Origin of the sequence: Pelomonas caseinilytica (genome assembly GCF_021353235.1) — a bacterium.
In the GTDB taxonomy this organism is placed as follows: domain Bacteria; phylum Pseudomonadota; class Gammaproteobacteria; order Burkholderiales; family Burkholderiaceae_C; genus Pelomonas; species Pelomonas caseinilytica.
Window position 1 is genome coordinate 302,522 of record NZ_JAJTWT010000006.1, and the last position, 24,265, is coordinate 326,786.

19 protein-coding genes are annotated in these 24,265 nt (G+C 70.5%); 5 read left to right on the plus strand and 14 right to left on the minus strand.

The features are described 5' to 3' along the window. Positions 1-76: 76 nt before the first annotated feature. Positions 77-2,188, plus strand: coding sequence for a S8 family serine peptidase (locus tag LXT12_RS16305; RefSeq protein WP_233393312.1), 2,112 nt, complete (start codon positions 77-79; stop codon positions 2,186-2,188). Here LXT12_RS16305 and LXT12_RS16310 read toward each other — a convergent pair. From LXT12_RS16310 to LXT12_RS16320, 3 genes are all read right to left on the minus strand, one after another. Beyond that, positions 2,171-2,875, minus strand: coding sequence for a hypothetical protein (locus LXT12_RS16310; protein ID WP_233393313.1), 705 nt, complete (start codon positions 2,873-2,875; stop codon positions 2,171-2,173). The genes LXT12_RS16305 and LXT12_RS16310 overlap by 18 nt on opposite strands. After that, positions 2,875-3,594, minus strand: coding sequence for a biotin--[acetyl-CoA-carboxylase] ligase (locus LXT12_RS16315; protein WP_233393315.1), 720 nt, complete (start codon positions 3,592-3,594; stop codon positions 2,875-2,877). Before LXT12_RS16315 ends, LXT12_RS16310 begins: the two co-directional genes overlap by 1 nt. A 136-nt stretch (positions 3,595-3,730) precedes the next feature. Next, positions 3,731-4,195, minus strand: a complete 465-nt coding sequence (locus LXT12_RS16320) for an SET domain-containing protein (protein WP_233393320.1) — start codon at positions 4,193-4,195, stop codon at positions 3,731-3,733. A 193-nt stretch (positions 4,196-4,388) separates the two neighbouring features. On the opposite strand from LXT12_RS16320, the gene LXT12_RS16325 reads away from it, so the two are divergent. The 4 genes from LXT12_RS16325 (at position 4,389) to LXT12_RS16340 (ending at position 12,979) form a co-directional block, all read left to right on the plus strand. Then, positions 4,389-6,992, plus strand: a complete 2,604-nt coding sequence (locus LXT12_RS16325; protein WP_233393324.1) for a DNA topoisomerase III — start codon at positions 4,389-4,391, stop codon at positions 6,990-6,992. A 109-nt stretch (positions 6,993-7,101) separates the two neighbouring features. Then, positions 7,102-8,952 (plus strand): ATP-binding protein, encoded by a 1,851-nt coding sequence (locus tag LXT12_RS16330; RefSeq protein WP_233393329.1) that lies wholly within the window; start codon positions 7,102-7,104, stop codon positions 8,950-8,952. Between the two features lie 129 nt (positions 8,953-9,081). After that, positions 9,082-10,065, plus strand: coding sequence for an AEC family transporter (locus LXT12_RS16335; protein ID WP_233393331.1), 984 nt, complete (start codon positions 9,082-9,084; stop codon positions 10,063-10,065). 70 nt (positions 10,066-10,135) lie between these two features. Further along, positions 10,136-12,979 (plus strand): M16 family metallopeptidase, encoded by a 2,844-nt coding sequence (locus LXT12_RS16340; protein WP_233393333.1) that lies wholly within the window; start codon positions 10,136-10,138, stop codon positions 12,977-12,979. Between the two features lie 7 nt (positions 12,980-12,986). Here the strand turns inward: LXT12_RS16340 and LXT12_RS16345 are convergent, their stop codons facing one another. From LXT12_RS16345 to LXT12_RS16395, 11 genes are all read right to left on the minus strand, one after another. Further along, the gene (locus LXT12_RS16345) at positions 12,987-13,751 is read right to left on the minus strand and encodes a ParA family protein (protein ID WP_233393335.1); all 765 of its coding nucleotides are present in this window, start codon (positions 13,749-13,751) and stop codon (positions 12,987-12,989) included. 49 nt (positions 13,752-13,800) lie between these two features. Next, positions 13,801-14,382, minus strand: coding sequence for a peptidylprolyl isomerase (locus tag LXT12_RS16350; RefSeq protein ID WP_233393337.1), 582 nt, complete (start codon positions 14,380-14,382; stop codon positions 13,801-13,803). A 10-nt stretch (positions 14,383-14,392) separates the two neighbouring features. Further along, a complete protein-coding gene (locus LXT12_RS16355; RefSeq protein WP_419964781.1) occupies positions 14,393-16,297 on the minus strand; it encodes a B12-binding domain-containing radical SAM protein in 1,905 nt (634 codons plus the stop codon). A gap of 21 nt (positions 16,298-16,318) precedes the next feature. Beyond that, the gene (locus LXT12_RS16360) at positions 16,319-16,636 is read right to left on the minus strand and encodes a type II toxin-antitoxin system RelE family toxin (RefSeq protein ID WP_233393341.1); all 318 of its coding nucleotides are present in this window, start codon (positions 16,634-16,636) and stop codon (positions 16,319-16,321) included. A 37-nt stretch (positions 16,637-16,673) separates the two neighbouring features. Further along, complete coding sequence (locus LXT12_RS16365; RefSeq protein ID WP_233393345.1) at positions 16,674-16,925, minus strand: type II toxin-antitoxin system Phd/YefM family antitoxin; 252 nt, start codon at positions 16,923-16,925, stop codon at positions 16,674-16,676. Positions 16,926-16,989: 64 nt separating this feature from the next. Next, positions 16,990-18,648, minus strand: a complete 1,659-nt coding sequence (locus LXT12_RS16370) for a GMC family oxidoreductase (protein WP_233393350.1) — start codon at positions 18,646-18,648, stop codon at positions 16,990-16,992. 22 nt (positions 18,649-18,670) lie between these two features. Continuing rightward, entirely contained in the window at positions 18,671-19,963 is a 1,293-nt protein-coding gene (gene creD, locus LXT12_RS16375) for a cell envelope integrity protein CreD (protein WP_233393351.1), read from the minus strand. Between the two features lie 59 nt (positions 19,964-20,022). Then, positions 20,023-21,444, minus strand: coding sequence for a two-component system sensor histidine kinase CreC (gene creC, locus LXT12_RS16380; protein ID WP_233393352.1), 1,422 nt, complete (start codon positions 21,442-21,444; stop codon positions 20,023-20,025). 103 nt (positions 21,445-21,547) lie between these two features. Then, positions 21,548-22,228 carry a two-component system response regulator CreB gene (creB, locus tag LXT12_RS16385; protein ID WP_233393445.1) on the minus strand — a complete coding sequence of 227 codons (681 nt, stop codon included), beginning with the start codon at positions 22,226-22,228 and terminating at the stop codon, positions 21,548-21,550. Continuing rightward, positions 22,216-23,241, minus strand: a complete 1,026-nt coding sequence (locus LXT12_RS16390) for an NAD(P)H-dependent flavin oxidoreductase (RefSeq protein ID WP_233393353.1) — start codon at positions 23,239-23,241, stop codon at positions 22,216-22,218. Before LXT12_RS16390 ends, creB begins: the two co-directional genes overlap by 13 nt. A 251-nt stretch (positions 23,242-23,492) precedes the next feature. Then, the gene (locus LXT12_RS16395) at positions 23,493-24,134 is read right to left on the minus strand and encodes a MarC family protein (RefSeq protein ID WP_233393354.1); all 642 of its coding nucleotides are present in this window, start codon (positions 24,132-24,134) and stop codon (positions 23,493-23,495) included. Positions 24,135-24,265 lie beyond the last annotated feature (131 nt).

A 24,265-nucleotide genomic window follows, 5' to 3' on the forward strand; every position in this document is an offset into this window, starting at 1 on the left:
TTTCGGCCGGGGGCTCGCGCCTAAACTGGCCGGCCCTGCACCGCACGAGTTCACCGCCATGATGTCCACGCGCTCATTGCTGACGACGGCCTTCTTCGTGGCCGCCATGGCCGCCATGGCCGCCGTGCTGGCCACGCCGCTGCCCGTCCGGGCCCTGGCCTCGGCCGAGCCGGAGGCCCGCGTCATCGTGCGCTTCAAGCCCGGCGCCGACAGCGTGCGCGCCAAGGCCCTGTCCCTGCGGGCCACGCGCGCCGAGGCCCGCGAGGTGGCGCAGACGCGGGCGACCGCCCTGGGCCTGCGCACCGGCCAGGCCCTCGCCGCCGGGCGCAGCCTCGATGAGCGCACCCACGTGGTCATGTCGCGTGGCATGACGGCCGCCCAGCTCGCCCAGCGGCTGGCGGCCGACCCGGAGGTGGAACTGGTGGCGGTGGACCGGCTGCGCAAGCACTTCAAGCTGCCCGACGATCCGCTGTTCGGCGGCGCCAACGTCAATCCGGAGACTACGGTGGGGGGCATCCAGACCCGCGTCATCGACCAGTGGTATTTGAAGGCGCCTGGGACTGTCACCAACCCAGCCGTGGTGTCGAGCATCAATGCGCCCGCCGCCTGGGATCTGACGACTGGATCTGGAAGCGTCGTCGTGGCCGTCATTGACACCGGCGTGCGAAGCGACCATCCCGATCTCGCTGGCAAGTTCCTGCCGCCCGCGCTCGTTGGGCAGATCTTTGCTGGATACGACATGGTGGGCTTCAGCTCCAACGGCACCTCGCAGCAGGCCAACTCCATCACCATGGCCAACGACGGGGACGGCGCCGATGTGGACGCTTCCGACCCGGGCGACTGGATCACTTTTGCCGAGAACAACACCGCGGGTGGCCAGTTCTATCACTGCGAACCGGCTGACGACGGCAGCTATCCCCAGATCGACAGTTCCTGGCACGGCACCCGCGTGTCGGGCCTCATCGCCGCGGCTAGCAACAACACAACCGGCATGGCCGGCGTTGGCTGGGGGCTTAAGTTGCTGCCGGTGCGAGTGCTCGGCAAGTGCGGCGGCTATGACAGCGACATCATCGCCGGGGTGAAATGGGCGGCAGGTATTGCGGTCCCTGGCCTCCCGACGAATACGAACAAGGCCAAGGTGCTCAACCTCAGTCTCGGTGGCAGCGGCAGCTGCGCCAGCACCGATAGCACCGGTTCCCTCTACCGCGACGCCATCGGGCAGGTCAACGCGACGGGAGCCACCATCGTCGTGGCCGCGGGCAACTCGAAAGGTTTGGCGGTCGGCCTTCCTGGCAATTGCCCCGGTGTCATCACTGTGACGGCGCTCCGTCATGTCGGCACAAAGGTGGGCTTCGCGAGTATTGGCCCGGAGGTCACTGTGGCCGCGCCCGGTGGCAATTGCATCAACGTCGGCGCCGGCCAGCCCTGCCTCTATCCCATGGTCAGCACGACGAACAGCGGTGCGACGACGCCGGTTGTGGGCGACGCTTCCTACACTGGCAGCAGCGCGTCAGTCGGTACGAGCTTCTCGGCGCCTATCGTCAGTGGTGTCGTGGGGCTGATGGCCTCGGTACGGCCTGCACTGACCTCCGCAGAATCCACCGCCATCCTGAAGGTGACGGCGCGTGCTTTTCCGACCACCGGCGGCACGGCCGGCACGCCGGTCTGTCGAGCGCCAGATTCGACTGAGCAGGCGGAGTGCTATTGCAAGACCGGTATCTGCGGCGCCGGCATGGTGGATGCTGCCGGTGCTGTGGCCGCGGCCCGGACCCTTAACGACGCGACGGTGACAGTCACGCCCTCGAGCGCTACCTTGACAGCCACGCAGTCCGCGACGCTCACGGCCGCCATCTCCGGTCTGGCCGCGGGCAAGACCGTCACGGCCACGCACTGGACCTTGCTCGATGGCGGCTCCAACCCGGCCGTGCTCAGCGCCCTGGGCAGCGGCGCCGACACATCCACCGTGACCGTCGTGCCGGCCGCCGCTGGCAGCTTCAAGGTCCAGGCCGACCTGACCGACAGCGACGGCTATGTGCACAGCCAGACGGCCACCATCACAGTTGCCGCAGCGCCGGTGCAGCCCACCTCGAGCAGCGGTGGCGGCGGCGGTGGCGCCGCGGGCGCGGCCTGGCTGGCCGGGCTGCTGGTGGCGGCCCTGGCGCTGCGCCGTTCAGCGCGAGGCGGCTGAGGCCCCGGCGGCCGAAGCCGCGGAGGCCGTCGATGCCGCGGAGGGCGGCGGCGCGCTGCAGGCCTTGAAGCCGGCGGCGAAGGCCGGGTCCTTGCTGGCCTTGAGCCGGCCAGCCAGCAGGCCGTCGGCCTGGGCGATGACGAGGGTGTGGCGGCTCACGGGCGGCTTGAGGGCCAGCACGCGCAGGCCCTTCAGGCCACGCCGTTCCAGGGCTGCGATCTCGGCCGCCGCTTCGGCGGCGCTGGCATGCCGGCCCAGCACGAAGGCCGGCTGTTCGGCGGGCAGGCCCTCCAGCGGTTCGAAGGCCAGGCGCATCTGCTTGTAGGTGGCTTCCTTGCGGGCGCGGAAGTCGGGGTCGGCCAGCTTGATGGTGGCCACCACCCACACGCCGGGCTGCTCGCTGCTGTGCAGCTGGGCCTCGGCGCCGGCGGCCTTCAGCGCGGCCTGGGCGGCGGCCAGGGCGGCATCGCCCTCCAGCGGGCCGAGTTCCAGGCAGCTGCGCTGCGAGAGGGCCGCCGCAGCGCTCGCGGCCAGCGGCTGGATGCGTTCGGGATGCTGCTGGGCCGCCAGGCGCTGGGGCTCGCGGCCGCCGTCGGCCGGGATGCCCGTGACGAGGTCGAGCCAGCCGCGCGACCACGCGAAGAACAGGGCGTTGGCCGCCACCAGCACGATCACGAGGACACGCATCACGACGAGGGCTCCAGTCGAAGGCTGAGTTCGCCGCCGCCGACGGGCTGCAGGCCTTCGGCCGTCTCGAGCAGCAGTTCACCGCGCTCGTTCACGCCGCGGGCGATGCCGCTGCGCTCGCCGACGCGAACGCTGCGGCCGAGCGTCAGGTCGCGGCGCTCGAAGGCGGGCTGCCAGGGTGCGAAGCCGAGGCCGGCGAAGTCGGCCAGCAGGGCCCGCAGGGCGGGCGCGAGGCGGTCCAGGGTCGCGGCGGCCGTCGCGGCCGGGTCGAGGCTGCGCAGGGCCGCGTGGCCGCTGGCGAAGGCGGTGCGGTCGGCTTCGGGGGGGAGGGGCAGCAGGTTGAGCCCGATGCCGATGACGACGCCGCGCCGCCCGGCGGGCAGCGGCACCGTCTCGATCAGGATGCCGCCGAGCTTGGCGCCGTCCAGGAAGAGGTCGTTGGGCCACTTGAGCCGGATGCGCCCGCCCGCGGGGTCGAGCACGTCGGCCACCGTGCAGCCGACGGCCAGCGACAGGCCGGACAGGTCCAGCTCCGCCGGCAGCGGCAGGGCGACGGAGAAGGTCAGGGCCGCGTCGTCGCTCTGCCAGGCCCGCCCCAGGCGGCCGCGGCCGGCGGTCTGGCGGGCGGCCGACAGCAACAGCGGCCCGCCGCCCTCACGCAGGTGCGCGAGGGCTTCGGTGTTGGTGGAGCCGCATTCGGCGAGATGACGGCGGTCCATCCGTCAGTCGGCTCGACGCCGCGATTGCGAAACACAGCCACAGAGGCACGGAGACACAGAGAAGCCCGTGTGAGCGCACCCCATGCCTCTGTGCCTCGGTGTCTCTGTGGCTGTGTTCATGGGCCTAGGGAGGCTGTCAACGCCGTTTGGGAGCCAGCATCGTTCCGCGGCAGGTCGCCGCGCCGCACCAGCAGGCGAACTGCTTCTTCACCTTGGGGGTGTGGCGCTCGTCCAGCACCAGGCCGTAGTCGTAGAACAGCTCTTCGCCGGGTTCGAGGTCCCGCAGGGCCTTGATGAAGACGCGGCCCTCGATCTCCTCGGCCTCGCAGTTGGGCTCGCAGGCGTGGTTGATCCAGCGCGCGTCGTTGCCGCCGTACAGGGCGTCGATGACGAGGCCGTCGTCGAGGTGGAAGTAGAAGGTGTGGTTGGGCTGGGCCGGGTCGTGGGGGTGGCGATCCAGGGCCACGTCCCAGGTGATGCGCTCGCCGGTGTATTCGATGATGCGCGCGCCGGCCGCGATGGGCGCTGCTGCGTAGACCCCGCGGCCATGCACGCCCGATTCGCGGACTTCGATCTTGCGGCGTGGGGTTTTGGTGGCCATCAAACGCTGTGGTACGGTGATTTCATGGGTGCGCGCGTACGTGAGCGTGCGCGCGAGGCCCGGATTGTAGGCATCGGGTTCGTCCTTCCAGTTCAATGCAAAACGCAACCACAGAGGCACAGAGGCGCGGAGAAAAACAGAGGAATCTGCTCTGTGGCTCCGTGCCTCTGTGGTTGCATTTCCTCAGTCGCAAATGACCAAGACACTCATCATTGCCGAGAAGCCCTCCGTCGCGCAGGACATCGTCCGTGCGCTGACCCCCGTGGCCGGCAAGTTCGACAAGCACGACGACCACTTCGAAAACGAGCAGTACGTCGTCAGCTCCGCCGTGGGCCATCTCGTGGAGATCGCCGCGCCCGAGGAGTACGACGTCAAGCGCGGCAAGTGGAGCTTCGCCCACCTGCCGGTCATCCCGCCGCACTTCGACCTCAACCCCATCGACAAGAACAAGGGCCGGCTGAACGCCCTGGTCAAGCTGGTCCGCCGCAAGGACGTGACGGCCCTGATCAACGCCTGCGACGCGGGCCGCGAGGGCGAGCTGATCTTCCGGCTGATCGAGCAGTACGCCACGCCGGCCAAGGGCCCGTTGAACAAGCCGGTGCGCCGGCTGTGGCTGCAGTCGATGACGCCCGCGGCCATCCGCGAGGGCTTCGAGAAGTTGCGCAGCGACCAGCAGATGCTGCCGCTGGCCGACGCCGCGCGCTGCCGCTCCGAGGCCGACTGGCTGGTGGGCATCAACGGCACGCGGGCCATGACGGCCTTCAACTCTCGCGACGGCGGCTTCTTCCTGACCACGGTGGGCCGCGTGCAGACGCCCACGCTCTCCATCGTCGTCGAACGCGAGGAGAAGATCCGCAAGCACGTCGCCCGCGACTACTGGGAGCTGCGCGCATCCTTCGATGCCCAGGCCGGCCAGTACGAGGGCAAGTGGTTCGATCCGGCTTGGAAGAAGAACGACGATGCCGAGCGCCGTGCCGACCGGCTGTGGACTCAGGCCGAGGCCGACGAGATCGCCAAGGCCGTGCTCGGCAAGCCGGCCGTGGTGACGGAGGAGAGCAAGCCCAGCACGACCAGCTGCGGCGCCCTCTACGACCTGACGACGCTGCAGCGCGAGGCCAATTCGCGCTTCGGCTTCTCGGCCAAGACGACGCTGTCCATCGCCCAGGCGCTCTACGAGAAGCACAAGGTGCTGACCTACCCGCGGACGGACTCGCGCTTCCTGCCCGAGGACTACCTCGCGGTCGCCAAAGACACGGCCAAGATGCTGGCGACCGGAGACCTGCCGGGTCCGCTGGGCGCCCTGTCCGAGCACGCGGCCAAGGCGTTGAAGGAGGGCTACATCAAGCCGACGAAGAAGGTGTTCGACAACGCCAAGGTGTCGGACCACTTCGCCATCATCCCGACGCTGCAGGCGCCCAAGGCCCTGACCGAGATCGAGGCCAAGCTCTACGACATGGTCGTCAAGCGCTTTTTGGCGGTGTTCTTCCCGCCGGCCGAGTTCCTGGTCACGACGCGCATTTCGAAGATCGACAACAAGCATCACTTCCAGACCAACGGCAAGGTGCTCGTCAAGCCGGGCTGGCTGGCCGTCTACGGCAAGGACGTGGACGACGAGGACGCCAACCTCGTGCCGGTGCAGCCGAACGAGGTCGTGCGCACCGAGAGCGTGGACGTGAAGGCCCTGCAGACCAAGCCGCCGGCGCGCTACACCGAAGCGACGCTGCTGTCGGCCATGGAAGGCGCGGGCAAGCTCATCGACGACGACGAGCTGCGCGAGGCCATGGCCGAGAAGGGCCTGGGCACGCCGGCCACGCGCGCGGCCACCATCGAAGGCCTGATCACCGAGAAGTACATGCTGCGCGAGGGCCGCGAACTCATCCCCACGGCCAAGGCCTTCCAGCTGATGACGTTGCTGCGCGGCCTGGACGTCGAGGACCTGACCCGGCCCGAACTGACCGGCGACTGGGAGTTCAAGCTCGCCGAGATGGAGAAGGGGCGCCTGAAGCGCGAGCAGTTCATGGCCGAGATCGCCGCCATGACCGAGAAGATGGTCGCCAAGGCCAAGGGCTACGACCGCGACACCATCCCGGGCGACTACGCGACGCTCAAGACGCCCTGCCCCAAGTGCGGCGGCGTCGTGAAGGAGAACTACCGCCGCTTCACCTGCACCGGCAGGAGCGGCGACGGCAGCGACGCCTGCGGCTTCTCCATCGGCAAGATCCCGGGTGGCCGCAGCTTCGAGCTGCACGAGGTGGAGACCTTCCTGGCGACCAAGAAGATCGGCCCGCTGGAGGGCTTCCGCTCCAAGGCGGGCTGGCCTTTCACGGCCGAGCTGGCGCTGGTGTTCGACCCCGAGATCGACAACTGGAAGCTCGAGTTCGACTTCGGCGAGGACGCGAAGAAGGCCGAGAACGACGGCGAGCCGGTGGACTTCTCCGGCCAGAACTCTCTGGGGCCCTGCCCCAAGTGCCAGGGCCACGTCTACGAGCACGGCGCCAACTACGTCTGCGAGCACTCGGTGGGCGAGAAGGTCACCTGCGATTTCAAGACCGGCAAGGTCATCCTCACCCAGCCCATCGAGCCGGCCCAGGTGAACAAGCTGCTGGCCGATGGCAAGACCGACCTGCTGGAGAACTTCGTCTCCAACAAGACGCGCCGCAAGTTCAAGGCCTTCCTCGCCTACGACAAGAAGGAGGGCAAGGTGGTCTTCGAGTTCGAGCCGCGCGCGGGCAAGGCCCCCGCCAAGGCCGCGCCGGCGCGCAAGGCCGCCGCCAAGAAGGCGGCCGCCAAGGGTTGAGGGCGCTGGCGGCTACCCGCGCCATCGCGCGCAGCGCCGCCGGGGACTTATGCTCGCAGCCTGCAACGGGCCGTGAAGCCGGGGAGGGCAGCGCATGGCAAGGGGGCCGATGAGCATGGGCATACAGGCGCGGCTGACCGCCGGCATCGCCCTGGTCGCCAGCCTGCTCGTGCTCGCCGTCGGCTGGGCCTGGACGGCCCACGAGGAGGGCGAGCTCATCCAGGCCCTGGGCCAGCGCGAGGCGCGCATGGCGGGCCTCATCCAGCGCGGCTTCGCCGGCCCCATCTGGAACCTCGACCACGTCGCCATCGAGAACCTGCTCGACGCTGTCATGGCCGATCCCGAGGTGCATGCCATCGAGCTCAAGGGCCTGGGCCTGCGCGGCGGCCTGGCGCACCGCGAACGCGCCCGCCCGGCCAACGGGCCGCTGCGACGCGAATTCGACATCACCTACCAGCCCGCCGCCGACGCGCCCGGCACCCAGGTCGCGACGGCGGTGCTCACCTTCACCCGCGACCTCGTCGACGAGCAGGTCAGGCGCACCCGGCTCTTCGTCGTGGGGCTGCTGGCCGTTGTCGTCGTGGGCATCGTCGTCGCCACCTGGCTGCTGGTGGACTGGCTGGTGCGCCGGCCGGTGGCCCGCCTCGGGGGGCTGGCGCAGCGCGTGGCCAAAGGCGACCTCGGCGCCCAGGAGAGGGTCGAGCGTGACGACGAGATCGGCGAGCTGACGACGCGGTTCAATGCCATGAGCCTGAAGCTGCGCAGCGCGGCCGACCAGGTCCAGCTCAGCTCCGAGGGCCTGCGGGCCAGCGAGGCGCGCTACCGCAGCCTGTTCGAGAACGCCACCGAAGGCATCTTCCAGGCCGATGCCGACGGCCGCGTGCTGGGCATGAACCGCGCCTTCACGCAGATGCTGGGCCTGGGCGCGCAGAGCCCGGTGGGCCGGCGGCTGTTCGAGCTGACCGGCATCGACCGCGACGAGATGCGGCGCGTCTCGGCCGTGATGAACGAGCAGGGCAAGATCCAGCAGTGCCAGCTGCAGCTGCGCGGCGCGGGCGGCCGGCCGCTGTGGGTGGAGCTGAACGCCCACTGGGTGGAGACCGAGGGCGGCCAGCGGCGCATCGAGGGCATGGTGAGCGACATCTCGCTGCGCCGCCAGGCCGAGGCCGAGCTGACCCGCCACCGCGACCACCTGGAGGAGCTGGTGGCCGAGCGCACGGCCGAGCTGCGCGAGGCCAAGGCGCGCGCCGAGGCCGCCAACCAGGCCAAGGGCCGCTTCCTGGCGACCATGAGCCATGAGTTCCGCACGCCGCTGAACGCCATCCTCGGCTTCACCCAGCTGATGCAGATGGACCCCGGCGTGCCCGCGGCCCAGCAGTCGCGGCTGCAGCTGATGCGCGACTCGGGGCTGCACCTGCTGGAGCTGATCAACGACGTGCTGGACATGGCCAGCATCGAGGCCGGCAAGGTCTCGCTCAAGCCGGCGCCGGTGGACCTGCGTGCCCTGCTGGACATGGCCTGCGACAGCGTGCGCCTGCGCGCCGAGCAGAAGGGCCTGAACTTCGGCCTGGACGTCGACCCGCGGCTGCCGGTGCAGGTGCTCATCGACGGGCAGCGCCTGCGCCAGGTGTTGCTCAACCTGCTGTCCAACGCGGTCAAGTTCACCGACAGCGGCCAGATGCGCCTGGCGGTGGCCGTCATCGAACCGCCCCAGGACGGCCACGTGCGGCTGCGCTTCGAGGTGAGCGACAGCGGCATCGGCATGACGCCGGCCCAGCAGGCCCGCCTCTTCCAGGCCTTCGAGCAGGTGTCCGAGGCCTCCCGCCACCTCGGCGGCACGGGCCTGGGCCTGTCCATCAGCCAGCAGCTCGTGCGCCTGATGGGCAGCCAGATCCTGGTGCGCAGCGCGGCGGGGCAGGGGAGCAGCTTCGTGTTCGAGTTGCGACTTGCCGTGGCGTGACGGTTTGGTCGTGCGGCTCATGAACACAGCCACAGAGGCACAGAGGCACAGAGAAATCGGTGAGTTCCAGGCAACTCTCTCTGTGTCTCTGTGCCTCTGTGGCCTTGTTTTCTTCGGGCGAGGCGGCGCATGACCTGGCCCATCGCTTTCAAGTTGCTGGCGATCCTGGTGGCCGTGACGATCGGCTACGTCGTCGGCCGCATGCGCTGGCTGGGCCATGCCCAGGCGGGCAGCGACGGCGACCCGGCGCGCGTGCTGGCCAATGCGGCCTTCTACATCTTCGTGCCGGCCCTGCTGTTCCGCACGACGGCGCGGCTGGACACCTCGACCCTGCCCTGGGCCTTCCTGTTCGCCTTCTTCGTGCCCGTGCTGGCCGTGGTGGCCCTCATCTACGCCTTCGAGCGCTGGCGGCGCAAGCCGGGCGAGGCCGTCACGGCGCCCAGCGTCAAGGCCATCACCGCCGGCTTCGGCAACACGCTTCAGGTCGGCGTGCCGGTGGCCGCCGGGGTGTTCGGCGAACGGGGCCTGGCCCTGCACATCGCCGTCGTCAGCCTGCATGCCCTGACCCTCCTGAGCCTGCTGACCAGCCTCGTCGAGCTCGACCTGGCCCGGGATCGCCACTCCCGCACCTTTGGCGCCACGCTCAGGCAGACCGTTCGCAACACCGTCATCCATCCCGTCGTGCTGCCCGTGCTGGCCGGCCTGGCCTGGCACCTGACGGGCTGGCCCCTGCCCGCCGTGCTCGACGAGGTGCTGCAGAGCCTGGGCACGGCCGTGGTGCCGCTGTGCCTGACGCTGATCGGCATGTCGCTGGCCTACTACGGCTGGCCGAAGTCCTGGCACGGGCTGTCGGGCCTGGTGTCGGCCAAGCTGCTGCTGATCCCGGCGGTGGTCTTCGGCATCGGCCACTGGGTGCTGGGTCTGAAGGGGCTGCCGCTGGCCGTCATCGTCATGACGGCGGCCCTGCCCACCGGCTCCAACGCGCTGATCTTCGCCCAGCGCTACCGCACCATGGAGGCCGAGGTGACGGCCGCCACCGTGCTGTCCACCGTGCTCTACGTCGCCACGGCACCGCTGTGGCTGGCGCTGCTGGCCTGGGTTTCTCCGTGGTGACTCCCGGCACTTCTGGTCCCGGGCCGGCGCACCGCCCAATCTCCGCCTTGCCTTTCGAGGAACGACACGCATGAATGCTCCCGCCCCCCACCGTCCCCTGCGCCGACTCACCGCCCTGCTGGCCGTGGCCGGCGCGCTGTCGGCCTGCCTGCCTGCCGGTGCCGCGCCCGCGCCGGGCGCCGTCAGCACCGAGGCCGGCCAGCTGTCCATCCGCCACGAGAAGTACACCCTGCCCAACGGCTTCGAGGTCATCCTCGTCGAGGACCACCGCCTGCCCCTGGTCGCCTTCAACCTGTGGGTGCATGCCGGGCCGCGCAACGAGGCCAAGGGCCAGACCGGCTTCGCCCATCTCTTCGAGCACCTGATGTTCGCCGGCAGCCGCCACGTGCCGCGCGGCAAGTTCGACCAGTACGTCGACGCCGCCGGCGGCACCGACAGCAACGGCTCCACCAATTTCGACCGCACCAACTACTTCTTCACGCTGCCGTCCAACCAGCTCGAGCTGGGCCTGTGGCTGAAGTCGGACATGCTGGGCTGGATGATCGACGAGGTGGACTCGGTGGCCCTGGCCAACCAGCAGGACGTGGTGCGCAACGAGCGCCGGCAGAGCTTCGAGAACCGGCCCTACGGCATCGTCGAAGAGGCGATGTACCAGGCCCTCTACCCCGAGGGCCACCCCTATCGGGCCGCCGTCATCGGCTCGCATGCCGACATCCAGAGCATCAAGCTCGAGGACGTGAAGGCCTTCGCCCGCACCTACTACCGGCCCAACAACGCGACGCTGGTGCTGGCCGGCGATTTCGACCCGAAGCAGGCCAAGGCCCTGGTGCAGAAGTACTTCGGCAGCCTCAAGCCCGGCCCCAAGGTGCCGGCCGTGCACGTGGCCATGCCCGAGATCACCAAGGAGCGCCGCCTCGTCGTCACCGACCGCATCGAGCTCAGCCGCCTCAACCTCGCCTGGCACACGCCGCCGATGTTCGCCAAGGGCGACGCCGAACTCGACATCGCCGCCAACGTGCTCGGCGGCGGCAAGGCCAGCCGGCTCTACGGCCTGCTGGTGCGTGACAAGCAGCTCGCCCAGAGCGTGCAGGTGGCCCAGGAGTCGATGTCGCTCAGCTCCCTGTTCGACATCGAGATCGTCGCCCGCCCGGGGGCCTCCCTCGACGAGATCGAGGCCCTGGTGGATGCCGAGATCCGCAAACTCGCCACGACGCCGCCCACCGAGGCCGAGATGGCCCAGGCGCGCGCCACCATCGAGACCCACCTGCTGCAGCGCGGGGAGAAGGTCACCTCCCTGGCGGACACCGTCAACCACTACAACCAGATGGCCGGCGACCCCGGCTTCGCCGGCCAGGACCTGGCCCGCTACCGCAGCACCACGCCGGCCGCCGTCAGTGCGACCGTGGCGCAATGGCTGCAGAAGGAGCACCGCGTCGTCGTGCAGGCCAAGCCCGGCGAGCAGGTGTTGCCCCCCGAGGTGCCGACGCCGCCCATGCCCGAGAAGGCCGCCGCGGGCGAGCGCGAGTCGCTGAACGCACTGGAAGCCTGGCGCAACAAGCCGCCCGCCGCGGGCAAGGCCAAGCCGCTGACCCTGCCGGCGGCCCAGAGCTTCACCCTGCCCAACGGCCTGACCGTCATCCACTCGCGCAAGGCCGGCCTGCCGCTGGTGAGTGCCAGCCTGGTGGTGCGCGCCGGCCAGGCCGTGAACCCGGCGGACAAGCCTGGCCTGGCGGGCTTCACCGCCGGCATGCTGCCCGAGGGCACCAAGACGCGCAGCGCCCAGCAGATCGCCGAGGCCGTCGCGGCCCTGGGCGCGACGCTGACCTCGCAGGCCGGGCCGGAGGAGGCCCGCATCGACTTCTCCGGCCTCAAGGCCAGCGCCCGCGAGGGCCTGGGCCTGCTCGCCGACCTCGTCCTCAACCCAGCCTTCGCCGACCCCGAGATCGCCCGCCAGAAGGCCCAGCGCCTGGCCGCCCTGGCCCAGGCGCGCGAGCAGGCGCCGCTGCTGGCCAACGCCGTCGGCAACCGCGTGACCTACGGCGAAGGCCATCCGCTGGCCGAGAACGCCCTGGGCACCGAGGCCAGCATCAAGGCCGTGGACGCAGCCGCCCTGCGCGGCTTCTGGCAGGCCCGCTACCGGCCCGAGAGCTCGGCCCTCGTCGTGGCCGGCGACCTGACGGAGGCCGAACTGCGCAGCCTGGTGGAGCCGCTGTTCGGCGGCTGGAAGGGAGCCGGCGAGGCGCCCGCCGCCCGGCCGCTGCCGCCGGCCAAGCCCATCGCCGCGCGCACCGTCGTCGTCGACAAGCCGGGAGCGCCGCAGACGGCCCTGGCCGTGGTCGCCCCCGGCCCGCTCGCCGCGACACCCGACGCGGCGGCCATCAAGGTCATGAACGCGGCCCTCGGCGGCCTGTTCACCTCGCGCATCAACAACCAGCTGCGCGAGGTCAAGGGCTACACCTACGGCATCTACTCCGGCTACACCATGGGCCGCGAGCGCGGGCAGTTCGGCATCCGGGGCAGCGTGCGCACCGACGTGACCGGCGCCGCCCTGGTCGACATGTGGAAGGAGATCGAAGGCATGCGCGCCAAGCCGATGGACGCGGCCGAACTCAACCGCGTGCGCAACGCCCAGCTGCTGTCCCTGCCCGGCCTGTTCGACACCAACTTCGCCGTGGTGGCCGGCTATGCCGGCAACTGGTCGTCGGGCCTGCCGCTGTCCACCATCACCGAGCTGCCGAAGAAGTACGGCGCCGTCACCTCGGCCACGGCGCTCAAGGCGGCGCAGCAGTACCTGGACCCGGCCCAGCTCATCGTCGTGGCGGTGGGCGACAAGGGCAAGGTCCTGCCCCAGCTGGAAGCCATCGGCCGCAAGGCCGAGGTGCGCGACACCGAGGGCCGGCCGGCCCAGCCCTGAGCGACCGTCAGCCCAGCGACTCGTACAGCGCCACCAGCTCCTGCGTGAGCTTGTGGCGCGGGTCGAGGTGGATCATGGGCCGGCTCAGCTCGTGCGACTCCTTGACCTTGACGCTGCTGGACAGGAAAGGCTCAAGCACCGGCAGGCCCTCGTCCTGCAGCTCCTGCACCACGCGCTGGGGCAGCGAGGCGCGGGCCTGGAACTGGTTGACGACGATGCCCTCGACGTGCAGCTCGGGCGCGTGGTCGGCGCGGATCTCCTCCACGGCCTCCAGCAGGCCGTAGAGGGCGCGGCGCGAGAAGTCGTCGCAGTCGAAGGGAATGAGGCAGCCCTGGGACGCGATCAGGGCCGAGCGCGTGTAGAAGTTCAGCGCCGGTGGCGTGTCGATCCAGATCTCATCGTAGTGGTCGTCCAGCAGCTGCAGGGCGTTGCGCAGCTTGTAGATCTTGTAGCGGCTCTCCAGCTTGCCGTGCAGTTCGTCCAGCTCCGGGCTGGCGGCCATCAGGTGCAGGTGCTCCCAGGGCGTCTCGCTGATGAAGGCGCTGGTGTCGGTCTCGCGCACGCTGAACTTCAGCGTCTGGGCGAAGAAGTCCGCCGAGCCGGAGCGCTCCTCGTCTGCCGCGTCACCGAGCAGGTAGCGCGTCGTGTTGCCCTGGCAGTCCAGGTCGATGACGAGCACGCGCCGGCCCGAGGCCGCGGCGATGGCCGCGAGGTTGCTCGTGATCGTGGACTTGCCCACGCCGCCCTTCTGGTTGAACACCACGCGCCGCATCGCTCACCTCCGCAGGAATGCGGCGATTGTGCACTGCAACAAAGAACCGTCAAACCCGGCGCACGGGCCCGATGGCGATGGGCGTCTTCAGCCACTGCTCGGGGCCGGCCCGGCCGTGCAGGGCGCGCACGACCTCCATGCCCTGCACCACCTGGCCGAAGGCGGCGAAGCCCTGGCCGTCGGGGTTGCGCCGGCCGCCGTAGTCCAGCTCGGGCTGGTCGCCGATGCAGATGAAGAACTCGGCCGTGGCCGTGCCCGGCGCGCCGCGCGCCATGGAGAGGGTGCCGTCGCGGTGGCGCAGGCCGGTCTCGCGCGTCGTCTCGTGGGCGATGGCGGGCAGCCGCGGCGGCGCCTCGTCGGGCAGGTTCAGGCCCCACTGCACGACCTCGATCTTGTAGGCGCTCTGCGGCTGGTTGGCCAGGGAGACGAGGCGGTAGACCCAGGCCTTGTCCAGCAGGTGGCGGTCCACGTAGGCCAGGTAGTTGGCCACCGTGACGGGCGCGACCGCCGGGTCCACCTCGACGACGAAGGGGCCGAGCGGCGTCTCCACGCGGGTCCTCACCGTCGAGGCGGCGGCGAAGGCGGGCAGTGCGGGCAGAGCGGCGGCGGCGAGCAGCTGGCGTCGTTGCATGGAGTCTCTCCTAGGCGCGTTCCAGCGCGCGTTCGATGAAGCGGCGTGGCACCGTGGTCTTGGGCACCCGCACCGGGAACCAGGCGCGGATGTCGCCGTCCAGGCCGATGCCGTGCATGAAGTTGTACAGGCCCTTCTTCAGGCCCTGGCCGAGGCGGTCGTGGTCGGTGCCGGTGGGGTCGACGAAGGCCACGTCGTTCCTGGCGAAGCGGCCCTCGGGCAGGGGCTGTAGCGTGACGCCGTAGTCGGCCGGGTTCAGGCCGACGGGCGAATGCACCGTGCAGGCGAAGCGGTGGAAGAAGCCGCTGTGGATGCAGCCGTTCTCGAACAACTGGCGCACGTACTCCAGCGCGTCCACGGTGTCCTGCGCCGTCTGCGTCGGGAAGCCGTACATCAGGTAGGCGTGAACCAGCACGCCGGCGTCCGCAAAGGCCTTGGTCACGCGGGCGACCTGTTCGACGCTGACGCCCTTCTTCATCAGCTTGAGCAGCCGGTCCGAGGCCACCTCCAGCCCGCCCGACACGGCGATGCAGCCACTGTCCGCCAGCAGCCGGCAGAGCTCCGGCGTGAAGGTCTTCTCGAAGCGGATGTTGCCCCACCAGGAGATGGCCACGCCGCGGCGGATCAGCTCATCGGCCAGGGCCTTGAGCACCTTGGGCGGCGCCGCCTCGTCGACGAAGTGGAAGCCCGTCTGGCCCGTCTCCTTCACGATGGCCTCGATGCGGTCCACCAGCACCGTGGCCGAGGCGGCCTCGTAGCGCGAGATGTAGTCCAGGCTCACGTCGCAGAAGCTGCACTTCTTCCAGTAGCAGCCGTGGGCGACGGTCAGCTTGTTCCAGCGGCCGTCGCTCCAGAGCCGGTTCATGGGGTTGAGCATGTCCAGCAGCGACAGGTAGCGGTCCAGCGGCAGCCCGTCCCAGGTCGGCGTGCCGACTTCCTCGAAGGGGATGTCGGGCTCGACGAAGTTGGTGTACCTGACGGCCTCGCCCTCCCGCCAGAAGGTGCGTACCAGCCGCGCCCTGGAGCGCCTGCCGGCGAGATGCTCCAGCAGGGCCAACAGCGGCCGCTCGCCCGAGTCCAGCGTCACGTAGTCGACGAAGTCGAAGAGGCGCGGCTCTGCGAGATCACGCAGTTCGGTGTTGACGTAGCCGCCGCCCAGCACCGTGACGACCTCGGGCCTGGCGGCCTTGACGGCCTGGGCGATGCGCAGGGCGGCGTAGACCGAGCCCGGGAAGGGCACGGACAGCAGCACGACGCCGGGATCGTGCTCGTCCAGCGCCTGCAGGGCCAGGCGCTGCAGCGTGCGGTCGATGAGGTGGGGCGGCTCGGCGAGGGCCTGGGCGAGCGGGTCGAAGTGGGGCTGGGCGGCGGCCAGCTTCTCGGCATAACGGACGAACTCGAAGCGTTCGTCCACCGCGTCGCGCAGCACGTCGGCGAGGTCGTTGAGGAAGAGGGTGGCCAGGTGGCGGGCACGGTCCTGCAGGCCCAGGGCGCCGAAGGCCCAGGCCAGCGGGTCCTCGCCCTCTTCGCCGACGTAATGGTCCAGCGAGGCGAAGCGCGCCCCCTCGGGCAGGAAGGTGCGGGTGTTGATGCGGTGGGCCAGCGTGGGGTCGCGGCCCTGCAGGAAGGCGATGGTGCGCGGCGCGACGGCCGCAATGGTGTCGAAGCTGGCGGCGAACCAGGCGGTCTGCGGCGGGCGCTCGGCCTCCGGCAGGGCCTGCACGGCCTCGTGCAATTGCGCGAGGCCTGCCGGCGCGAACAGCTCCAGCACCAGGGCCAGCGCCAGGTCGGCCTGGCGCGCGTCGATGCCGCGGGAGCGCAGGAAACCGGTCAGGTAGGCGGTGGACGGGTAGGGCGTGTTCAGCTGCGTCATCGGGGGGATGACGGAGAGGACGCGGGGATGGGCTGGATGCATGGCCAGGTGCCGGTGGCGAAACTACCGCTTTCGACGGGAGGGCGGGTTGGCGGACGACTTGCGCGCCGCTGCGGTGACCCGTTCCACCGACGAGGCGTAGGCGATGCCACCTTCTCTTTTGTCCACGGCGATGACGGTCACGATCAACTGGTCGTCTTCCACGGCGTAGATCAGCCGCACGCCTTGCTGCCTCAGCTTGATCTTGTAGCAGCCTGTCAGCGGACCGTGCAGTTCGCCGCCGGGCACGTGCGGCTCGTCCAGGCGCTTCGCAAGCAACTTTTTCAGCGGCGCCTTGACCGATCCGTCGAGCCGGTGCCACTCCTGCAGGGCTTCGGGCATGAAGCGAAGCCGGTATTTGTGCTTGGCCGGGCCGCCCTCAGAGTTCGTCAAGGTCGACCTCGACCGCCTTCGCCTTGTTCGCGAGGCGGCTCACGGCTTTGCGATAGAGATCCTGGTCGGCGAGCTCTTCCATCATGGCTTCGAACACCCGCGGCTCGACCATGTAGAACGCAGCCCGGTTGTGGTTGAGCACCGCGACGGGGCGGCTCTTGGCTTCGCGCAGAACGGCTGCCGGGTTCTTCTTGAACTCGGACATGCTCACGGTGATGTCGGCAAGGATGGCTTCCATGATCGGCTCCAAATTCGGGGCCGAATATAGCTCTTCCCCGGCCGCGTCGCCGGGCGTCGGGGAATCACCCCGTCAGCCACCCCGCCAGCTTTTCCGCAATCATCAACGTCGGCGAGTTGGTGTTGCCGCTGGTGATGGTGGGCATGATGCTGGCGTCGGCCACGCGCAGGCCGGTCACGCCGCGCACGCGCAGCCGCGAGTCGACGACGGCGCCGGGGTCGTCCACGCGGCCCATCTTGCAGGTGCCCACGGGGTGGAAGATGGTGGTGGCGATGTCGCCGGCCAGGCGGGCCAGGTCCTCGTCGGTCTGGTACTGCGGCCCGGGCTTGTACTCCTCGGGCCTGAAGGGCGCCAGCGCCGGCTGGGCGACGATGCGGCGGGTCAGGCGCAGGCTCTCGGCGGCGATGCGGCGGTCCTCGTCGGTGGACAGGTAGTTGGGCCGGATGGCCGGCGCCTGGGCCGCGTCGGGCGAGGTGATGTGGACCGTGCCGCGGCTGGTCGGGTTGAGGTTGCAGACGCTGGCCGTGAAGGCGTTGAAGGCGTGCAGCGGCTCGCCGAAGGCGTCCAGCGACAGCGGCTGCACGTGGTATTCGAGGTCGGGCCAGGGCTTGTCCGCGCTGCTGCGCGTGAAGGCGCCGAGCTGCGAGGGCGCCATGCTCATGGGGCCGCTGCGACGCAGCGCGTACTCCAGGCCGATCATGGCCTTGCCCAGCAGCGAGGCGGCGCGCGTGTTCAGCGTGCGGGCGCCCTCGACCTTGTAGACGGCGCGGATCTGCAGGTGGTCCTGCAGATTGGCGCCCACGCCGGGCAGGTCCTGCTCGACCTTGATGCCCAGGCCCTGCAGCAGCCCGGCCGGGCCCAGGCCCGAGAGCTGCAGGATCTGCGGCGAGCCGATGGCGCCCGCCGCGAGGATGACCTCGCCGCCCGCGTTCAGCCAGGGCTGCTCCAGGCCGTGCGGCGTCTGCACCTCCACGCCGCCGCAGCGCAGGCCGGCGTCGTCGTGCATCAGGCGCAGGCGGCGCACCTGGGCGCCCGTCCACAGCTCGAAGTTGGGCCGGCCCAGGCAGGTCGGCCGCAGGAAGGCCTTGGCGGCGTTCCAGCGCAGGCCCTTTTTCTGGTTGACCTCGAAATAACCCACGCCCTCGTTGGTGCCGGCGTTGAAGTCGCTCGTGGACGGGATGCCCGCCTGGTTGGCCGCGGCGGCGAAGGCGTCGAGGATGGGCCAGCGCAGCCGCTGCTGCTCGACCCGCCATTCGCCCTTCTTGCCCGGCAGCGGGCCGTGCATGTCGGCGAAGCCCTCGGGGGCGGTCTTGGGATCGTCCAGCCGCCAGTGGCTCTCGTGGCGGCGGAAGGCCCGCAGCACCCGCTCCCAGCGCCAGGTGTCGTCGCCGGTCAGCTCGGCCCAGTGCTCGTAGTCGCGGCTCTGGCCGCGCATGTAGATCATGCCGTTGATGCTGGAGCAGCCGCCCAGCACCTTGCCGCGCGGGTAGCGCAGGCTGCGGCCGTTCAGCCCCGGCTCGGCCTCGGTCTTGAAGCACCAGTCCGTGCGCGGGTTGCCGATGCAGTAGAGATAGCCGACCGGGATGTGGATCCAGTGGTAGTCGTCCTTGCCGCCCGCCTCGATGAGCAGCACCCGCTTGGCGGGGTCGGCGCTGAGGCGGTTGGCGAGCAGGCAGCCGGCGGTGCCGGCGCCGACGATGATGTAGTCGAAGCCTTGGGACATGGGCCCCAAGCGTAATGCACGCTCAGGCCTCGGCCGAGGCGCCGAGCCGATACCAGTCGAGTTTGCGGGTTAGCGTCATGATCACGGCCAGCACGGCGAACAGCAGGACGGCACCGATGACCAGGGCCGTCTGCTCCTGGCGCAGCAGCACGTAGAGGGCGCCGTAGAGCAGGGCGATGCCGCCGCCGAAGGCCAGCCCGCGCAACCAGCCGCCCAGCATGGCCGCGGCGTACTGCGTCAGCACCGCGGCTGCCGCGGCGGCGGCCACGAGGTAGGCCTTCAGGAAGTCCATATGCTCCGACAGGCTGAGCAGCAGCAGGAAGAACAGGCTGATCGCCAGACCCACGAGCAGGTATTGCACGGGGTGCACGCGCCGGCCCGTCAGCAGTTCGGTCAGGCCGACGGTCACGAAGGTCAGGGCGACGAACATCAGGCCGTACTTGATGGCGCGGTCACTCATGACGTAAGGGTTGACCGGGTCGATCAGCTCGACGTCGAGCGTGTCCACGTTCTTGTCGCCGGCGGCCACCTGGGCGGCTGCGTTGCTGGCCAACTCGGTCACCTGCCAGCGGCCGGCGAAGCCGCTCACGCCGACCTGCCGGTCGACCGGCAGGAAGCGTCCGCCAAAGCTGGGATGCTGCCAGCTGGACTGCAGCGCCATCGTCGTGCTGCCGGCGGCGGGCACGAGGCCGAAGCGTTGGGTGCCGACCAGTTCCAGGTCGAGTGTGATCGACAGGGCGGTTTCGGGGCGCAGGCCGGGCAAGGGCGCGTGCAGGCCGCTGGCATAGGCCGCGTGCGTGGTGCCGGGCTTGACGGCGAGGGATTGGCCGTCGCGCTGGAGGTCGGCGCTGCGCAGCCCGCGGGCGTCGCTGACGGAGACCATTGCGGACGCTTCCCCGCAGTCGACTTGACTGCCAGGACGCAGACCGCGGGGCGTGAGCGCGTTCGTGTCGGCCCAGCGCGCGGTCAACTTGAGCTGGCCGGCATAGGTGTTGACTTTGAAGAGGCCGCGGTAGCGCGTCTCCGGCTTGAGGCCACCGGTCACGTCCAGTCGTGCGGGAGCTGCGGTCAGCGTGAAGTCGCGGGTTTCGCTGTCGCCGCGGCCGTTCATCCAGGTTTCCTTGCAGTGGCGAACGAGCACGGGGCCGAGCACGGTCTGGGGTCCTGCCAGCGACTGCTCCACGCTTTGCGCAGCCTCGTTCTGGCGCGCCTGGCGCTCGCGAACGAGGCCTCCGATCTGGCCCAGCACGATGCCGAGGAGGACGGTGACGACGGCCAGGATGGCCAGCTTGGCGAATGTGGGGTTGAGCTTCATGCCGCCAGCATCGGCGGGCCCTGTGAGGACACGAAGAGCTGTGTGAAGCGACGGTGAAGTCAGCGCGGCAGGGTCAGCGTCACGCGCAGCCCCGGCTCCGCAGCCTCGAAGGCCAGCCGGCCGCCGTGCAGCTCGGCCACGCGCCGGGCGATGGCCAGGCCCAGGCCCGAGCCCTTGACCAGGCTGCCCGGCCGCGCCGTCGAGAAGAAGCGCCGGCCCAGCTGGGCGAAGGCCTGCGGCGGAACGCCGGGGCCGTGGTCGCGCAGCGTCAGCCGTGCGGCGGTCGGCGTGGCGCTGACGGCCAGTTCCAGCGTCGAGCCGGCCGGCGCGAAGTCGATGGCGTTGACGAGCAGGTTGCCGAAGGCGAGTTCCAGCAGCGCCGGGTCGGCGTCCACCGCCACGTCGGCGCGTTCCGTCCAGGTGGCGCGCAGCCCTTTCTGCGCCAGCCGCGGTTCCTGGCGCCGCAGCTGGGCCTCGGTCCAGTCGGCGAGCATCAGGCGCTGGCGCTCGCCCAGGCCGACCTGCGCCTCGAGCTGGGACAGGGCCAGCACCCGCTCCACCAGGGCCTGCAGCCGCGCGGTCTGGTCCAGCACCTGGGCGGCGAAGCGCTGGCGGTCGGCTTCGGGCAGGTCGTCCTGCAGCAGCTCGCCGCTGGCGCGCAGCGCGGCCAGGGGGCTCTTGAGCTCGTGGGTCAGGGCCCGAACGTCGTGTTCGAGCTGCTCGCGGCCTTCCAGGCGGCGGCGCATGTCGTCCATGGCATGCGCCAGCTCGCCGAGTTCGCCCGGCACCTCAGGCGGCGCCAACGCCTGGCCCGCCTGCGCCTGCTGGGCATAGCGGCGCAGCCGCCGCACCGAGGCCACCAGCCACAGCGTCACGGCCACGCCGACCAGCAGGCTGGCCGCCAGCAGGCCGGCGCCGGCCCAGAAGACGCGGCGCTCCGCGCGGTCGATGAAGCGCTGCACGCTGGCCACCGGCTTGGCGACGCTGACCACCCCGAGCCGGCGCCCGTCCTTGAGCACCGGCGCGGCGACGACGAGGATAGTGCTGCGGTCGTCCGCGGAATAGCGCGTCGAGCGTGCGCCGTAGTCGCCGCGCAGCGTCAGCGCCACGTCGCGCCACTGCGAATAGTCCTCGCCCACCGCCGAGGGCTGGCCCGAGTCCAGCACGACGCGGCCGGCCATGTCGGTCACGTAGATGCGCAGGCTGAGGCTTTGCTTGCGCAGGCCCCAGATCGGCACGTCCACCTCGCGCTTCACATAGCGCTGCAACTGCGCGGCGAGCCGGCCGTCGGGCCGGGGCGGGCCCTCGGCCAGCTCGTCGGCCGCCACCTCGGCCAGCAGGTGGGCGGTGTCCACCATCAGGTCTTCCATCACCTCGCGCACGCTGGGCTTGACCTCGGCCAGGAAGACCTTGAGCAGCAGCACGGCGCTAAGGCCGGCGATCAGGAAGAAGCCGAAGAAGACGCGCAGGCCGAGGCGCATGTCAGGCGCTCCAAACACAGCTACAGAGACACAGAGGCACAGAGAAATTCCGTTCCTCTCTGTGTCTCTGTGCCTCTGTGGCGTTGTTCCTGGGCATGAAGACTCAAGGCTCCAGCGAATAGCCCAGACCGCGGTGGGTCTTGATCGGGTCGCGGGTGGGGGCCGCTTCGCGCAGCTTGGCGCGCAGGGTCTTGATGTGGGTGTCCACGGTGCGGTCGCCGCTGTCGGCGCTCGTGCCCCAGACGGCGTCGAGCAGCGTCTCGCGCGAGTGGATGCGCTGCGGCGCCTGCAGCAGCCTGAGCAGCAGGCCGAGTTCGAGCTTGGTGAGGTTGAGCAGCTGCCCGTCCAGCCGCACCCGCGAGCCGTCGACGACGAAGCCCGGCGCCGCGGCCGGTGCGGCCTGGGCGCGGCGCAGCAGGGCGCGCACGCGGGCCACCAGCTCGCGGGGGCTGAAGGGCTTGGCCAGGTAGTCGTCGGCGCCCAGCTCCAGCCCGAGCACGCGGTCCATCTCCTCGCTGCGGGCGCTCAGCACGATGACGGGCAGGTGGGCCAGGTGCGACAGGCCGCCGGCGCGCAGCTCGCGGCACAGGTCAAGTCCGTGGCCGTCGGGCAGGCCGATGTCCAGCACCAGCAGCTGTGGCGGTGGCCCGGCACGCAGGCGCTCGCGGGCCTCGGCCAGCCAGGCGCGGTGCTCCACCTCGAAGCCCTCGCGGCGCAGCGCGAAGGCCACCGTGTCCGCGATGGCGGGGTCGTCCTCCAGCAGCAGGATGCTCAAGCGCGCCAGCCTCGCGACAGGGCCGCCACCAGTTGCGCGGCCGAGCCGGGCCGGCGGTTCACCGGCAGGGCCTGGCCGGCCCACAGGCTGATGAAGTCGGCGCGGCCGGCCTTGGCGGCGGCCTGGCGCAGCGGCCGGCTGGCGGCATTGGGCTGGGGGAAGGCGGGCAGCTCGGCGCCCTCGAGCTCGTGCGTGACGCGGTTGGCCACGCCGCGGGCGAAGCGGCCGGAGAAGGCGCGGGTCAGCGTCGAGTCGGCATCGCCGGCCGCCACCAGGGCCTCACGGTAGGCCGGCGACAGCGGGCATTCGTCGACCAGCAGGAAGGCCGTGCCCACCGTGACGGCGCTGGCGCCCAGCGCCTGGGCCGCCGCCACGCCGCGGGCATCGGCGATGCCGCCTGCGGCCAGCACGGGCACGTCGAGCGCATCGACGAGTTGCGGCACCAGGGCCAGGGTGCCGATCAGGGCGCCTTCCGGCGACCCGAGGAAGCCGCCGCGGTGGCCGCCGGCCTCATAACCCTGTGCCACGACGGCGTCGACGCCGCTGGCCTGCAGCAGCCGGCCCTCGGCCACCTGCGTGGCCGTGCCGACGACCTTGAAGCCCTGCGCCTTGAGTGCCGCCACGCGGGCCGGGCCGGGGTCACCCATGGCGAAGCTGATGACCGCGGGCCGGGCGGCGATGGTGGCCTCGAGTTGGGCCTCGAAGTCTTCCTCGAAGCGCTCCGGCCGCGTGGGCGGCGGCAGGCCCAGCTCGGCATGCCAGGCCGCCAGGCGCTGGAGGTAGGCGTCCAGCCCCGCGGCGTCGGGCATCCACGGCTGCGGCCAGAAGAGGTTGATGCCGAAGGGCCGGTCGGTGCGGGCGCGGATCTCGGCGGCGACTTCGCCGATGCGGGCCGGCGCCAGGTAGGCCGCGCCGAGCTGGCCGACCCCCCCACCCGCGCTGACCGCGGCGACGAGGGCGGCGCTCGCGGCCTCGCCGGCCATCGGGGCCATCCAGATCGGGGGTAGGTTGAAGAGGCTCATGTCAGTTGTCCATGGCGCTACGCACCACCCACAGTTGATGAAACCCGGGGATTGCGGGCCGAGCGCTGGGCTGCCAAGGGCCAGAGGCCCTTGGCCTGTCGTAGGCACAAGCAGTCCGCAGGGACTGCTTGTGTCCGACTCCAGTTCGCCAAGCCGGCCCGCGCTGGCGACGTGCCTGCGGCTCGATGCCGCGGGCATCGCCGTCCCCTCGGGGGACCGGCCAAGGTAGTCCTTGGACGAGGGGCGCCATGTCAGCTGATGGTGCGGGCGGCCAGTACGGGGAAGAGCTTGATCAGCCCGTCGGCCAGCAGCTCCACGGCCAGGGCCGCGAGGATGAGGCCCATCAGCCGCGTCATGATGTTGATGCCGGTCTGGCCCAGCACCCGGGCGATCTTGCTCGAGGCCGAGAAGACCACGAAGGTGACGAGGGTGACGACGACGCCGTAGCCGCACAGGATGGCCAGCTCCCACCAGTGGCGCGTCTTGTCGGCATAGATGACCATGGTCGAGATGGTGGCCGGGCCGGTCAGCAGCGGGATGGCCAGGGGCACGACGGCGATGCTGGCGCCGGCGTCGGCCTTGCTGGAGCCTTCGGAGACGTCCTCCTTGCGGGCCTCGGCCGGCTGGGCGTTGAGCATTTGCAGCGAGCTGATCAGCAGCAGGCAGCCGCCGCCGACCTGGAAGCTGGCCAGGGAGATGCCGAAGAACTCGATGATCTTCAGGCCGAACAGGGCACTGAGCGCGATGACGATGCCGGCCGTGCAGGCGCTGACCACCATGGTGCGGCGGCGCTGCTCGCGCGAGAGGTTGGTCGTGAAGTGGATGAAGAAGGGCACGACGCCCACCGGGTTCACGATGGCCAGCAGCGCGACGAGGGGCTTGTAGATGTCCATGGCCGGGGATTGTGGCGGCTACCATCGCCGCGCGGCCGTCGGCCGAGGTCTTCGCGAGCCTTTGGGCAAGTACTCCGGGGCACCCCCGGGGGTCATGGATGTCTCGACCCGCAGGGCGTGAGAACGCCGGG

Excerpts from the sequence above, each read along its gene's own strand:
- LXT12_RS16310 (WP_233393313.1), bottom strand. The coding sequence starts at position 2,875 with ATGCGTGTCCTCGTGATCGTGCTGGTGGCGGCCAACGCCCTGTTCTTC.
- LXT12_RS16315 (WP_233393315.1), bottom strand. The coding sequence starts at position 3,594 with ATGGACCGCCGTCATCTCGCCGAATGCGGCTCCACCAACACCGAAGCC.
- LXT12_RS16320 (WP_233393320.1), bottom strand. The coding sequence starts at position 4,195 with ATGGCCACCAAAACCCCACGCCGCAAGATCGAAGTCCGCGAATCGGGC.
- LXT12_RS16325 (WP_233393324.1), top strand. The coding sequence starts at position 4,389 with ATGACCAAGACACTCATCATTGCCGAGAAGCCCTCCGTCGCGCAGGAC.
- LXT12_RS16330 (WP_233393329.1), top strand. The coding sequence starts at position 7,102 with ATGAGCATGGGCATACAGGCGCGGCTGACCGCCGGCATCGCCCTGGTC.
- LXT12_RS16335 (WP_233393331.1), top strand. The coding sequence starts at position 9,082 with ATGACCTGGCCCATCGCTTTCAAGTTGCTGGCGATCCTGGTGGCCGTG.
- LXT12_RS16340 (WP_233393333.1), top strand. The coding sequence starts at position 10,136 with ATGAATGCTCCCGCCCCCCACCGTCCCCTGCGCCGACTCACCGCCCTG.
- LXT12_RS16345 (WP_233393335.1), bottom strand. The coding sequence starts at position 13,751 with ATGCGGCGCGTGGTGTTCAACCAGAAGGGCGGCGTGGGCAAGTCCACG.
- LXT12_RS16350 (WP_233393337.1), bottom strand. The coding sequence starts at position 14,382 with ATGCAACGACGCCAGCTGCTCGCCGCCGCCGCTCTGCCCGCACTGCCC.
- LXT12_RS16355 (WP_419964781.1), bottom strand. The coding sequence starts at position 16,297 with ATGCATCCAGCCCATCCCCGCGTCCTCTCCGTCATCCCCCCGATGACG.
- LXT12_RS16360 (WP_233393341.1), bottom strand. The coding sequence starts at position 16,636 with ATGCCCGAAGCCCTGCAGGAGTGGCACCGGCTCGACGGATCGGTCAAG.
- LXT12_RS16365 (WP_233393345.1), bottom strand. The coding sequence starts at position 16,925 with ATGGAAGCCATCCTTGCCGACATCACCGTGAGCATGTCCGAGTTCAAG.
- LXT12_RS16370 (WP_233393350.1), bottom strand. The coding sequence starts at position 18,648 with ATGTCCCAAGGCTTCGACTACATCATCGTCGGCGCCGGCACCGCCGGC.
- creD (WP_233393351.1), bottom strand. The coding sequence starts at position 19,963 with ATGAAGCTCAACCCCACATTCGCCAAGCTGGCCATCCTGGCCGTCGTC.
- creC (WP_233393352.1), bottom strand. The coding sequence starts at position 21,444 with ATGCGCCTCGGCCTGCGCGTCTTCTTCGGCTTCTTCCTGATCGCCGGC.
- LXT12_RS16390 (WP_233393353.1), bottom strand. The coding sequence starts at position 23,241 with ATGAGCCTCTTCAACCTACCCCCGATCTGGATGGCCCCGATGGCCGGC.
- LXT12_RS16395 (WP_233393354.1), bottom strand. The coding sequence starts at position 24,134 with ATGGACATCTACAAGCCCCTCGTCGCGCTGCTGGCCATCGTGAACCCG.